This is a genomic window from Methylobacterium sp. D54C, assembly GCF_053345595.1.
In genome coordinates this window covers 1-2036 of the sequence record NZ_JBKFAK010000075.1, presented here as the reverse complement: position 1 = coordinate 2036, position 2036 = coordinate 1, and the positions used below count along the sequence as shown (strand labels likewise).

The window sequence follows — 2036 nt, the reverse complement described above, 5'->3', positions numbered from 1 at the left end:
CCGCCTCGTTCTCGGCCGACAGCACCGTGGATCGGGGTTCTGTGGGGCCCGTCTTCCGGTCAGCCACCGAGGGCCGCTTCTTCCACTTCGCGACGGTCTTTGGGTCGACGCCGTAACGGGCCGCCAGGGGACTGTCAGGAATTCCGTGTGCGGGCGGCGGGTTGAACATCAGGCCGCCATGGCCCGTGTGAAGCGCTCGCCGAAGATGACGGCGAACTGGGCCTTGGCCATGACCCACTCACGTGGCCCCATCTTCCACGCCTTCTCGGAGCGGTTCAAGACCAGGTAGAGCAGCTTCAGCGCGGCCTCGTCGGTCGGGAAGTGCCCGCGGGCGCGCACAGCCCGGCGCAGCGTGGCGTTCAGGGCCTCGATGGCGTTGGTCGTGTACAGGATCCGGCGCACCTCGCCGGGGAAGGCGTAGAACGGGACCACCTCGCCCCAGGCCCGTCGCCAGCTCTGGGCGATGGCTGGGTAGCGCCGACCCCATTCGCTTGTCTCGAAGGCCGCCAACGCCGCCTCGCCAGCCGCGGCATCGAGCGCGCGGTAGATGTCCTTCAGCGCCGCGGCCACGAGCTTGCGGTCCTTGTAGGACACGAAGTCGAGGCTGTGGCGCAGGAGGTGGACGATGCAGGTCTGGACCAGCGCCTCGGGGAACACCGCCCGGATCGCATCGGGGAAGCCCTTCAGGCCATCGACCACGGCAAGCAGCACGTCCTCGACGCCGCGGTTCCTGAGCTCGTTCATGACCCGCAACCAGAACTTGGCACCCTCGTTCTGCTCCAGCCAGAGGCCGAGGATCTCCTTAGAGCCGTCGGCGCGCACGCCCAGCGCGATGTGGACGGCCTTGTTGCGGACGACGCCCTCGTCACGCACCTTGATCCGCAGGGCGTCGAAGAACACGATCGGGTAGACCGGCTCCAGCGGCCGGGCTTGCCAGGCGGCGACCTCCTCCAGGACCGCGTCGGTCACCGCGCTGATCAGGTCGGGTGAGACCTCGATCCCGTAGAGCTCGCGCAGGTGCGCGGCGATCTCTCGGGTGCTCATGCCACGCGCGTACATCGACACGATCTTGTCGTCGAAGCCCGGGAAGCGGCGCTGATACCGGGCGATCACCTGCGGGTCGAACGTCGCCTGCCGATCGCGCGGGATCGCCAGTTCGATCCGGCCCGTCTCGGTCGTGACCGTCTTGCGACCGTAGCCGTTGCGCGTGTTGCCGGCGTCCTCGCCCGCCAGATGATGGTCCATCTCTGCGTTGAGCGCCCGCTCGGCCAGGGCCTTCTTCAGCTCGTCCAGCAGGCCATCGGCCTCGAAGGCCGTCTTCGGATCGGCCCCGGCCAGGAGCTGGTCCAGAATCGCGTCAGGGATGCGGGGTGCTTTGCGTCGTGCCATCGGGAACCTCCTTCGGGTCCACTATGGCCGCCCCCACACGAAATTCCTGACAGTGCCGCCGCCAGCGCCCTCAGGCTCGCTTGACTATGCTGTATCGCTCGACGGACTGCCGCTGTCGTCGTGGCGCTCCCGTGCTGAACCTGGCCCATAGCGCGTCCTTCCACTCGCGTGAGAAAACTGCACCATCAAACCCTGGGATCAAACAGCTAGGCGGCGCATTCCCGCAAGCGCGGAGTCCTGCAGAACACCGCTCAGAAGGCGGTCCTGGCCATCAACAAACTCGCTCGGCCCCGCCCCGATCTGCTCAAGGGGCGGGGAAACGCCTGATCTTATCGGCTGCACAGGTCTGGAAAATCCAAGGAACGTAGATGAATTTAGCAGTCACGCTGATTGGTATTGTCGGTGCCGTGTCTGGCGCCTTTTCCGCATACTGGTGGTACCGCTCATCCCGCGTCCCTCCGGTCTACAATACCGCTATGCTCGATGGGAGCCCTGAAGAAAAAGCACGCACTGATCTCGCTGACCTGACCGATATTTTGGACCGAGCCGATTGGGAGGCTACTGCATGGCCGCTGCCATGGGTAGCCGGAAGGCCAGATCCGGGTAGCTGACGGGCGCGGGCGGCCGATAGCCCAGGGACGAATGCG

1 protein-coding gene and 1 pseudogene are annotated in these 2036 nt (G+C 66.1%); both read right to left on the bottom strand.

Going from position 1 to position 2036, the window contains the following annotated elements; translation table 11 throughout:
* Nucleotides 1–127, bottom strand: a pseudogene (locus tag ACLBYB_RS32515) (IS481 family transposase); the annotation flags it as partial.
* 41 nt (nucleotides 128–168) lie between these two features.
* Complete coding sequence (locus tag ACLBYB_RS32510; RefSeq protein WP_447701342.1) at nucleotides 169–1389, bottom strand: IS256 family transposase; 1221 nt, start codon at nucleotides 1387–1389, stop codon at nucleotides 169–171.
* Nucleotides 1390–2036: the final 647 nt, after the last annotated feature.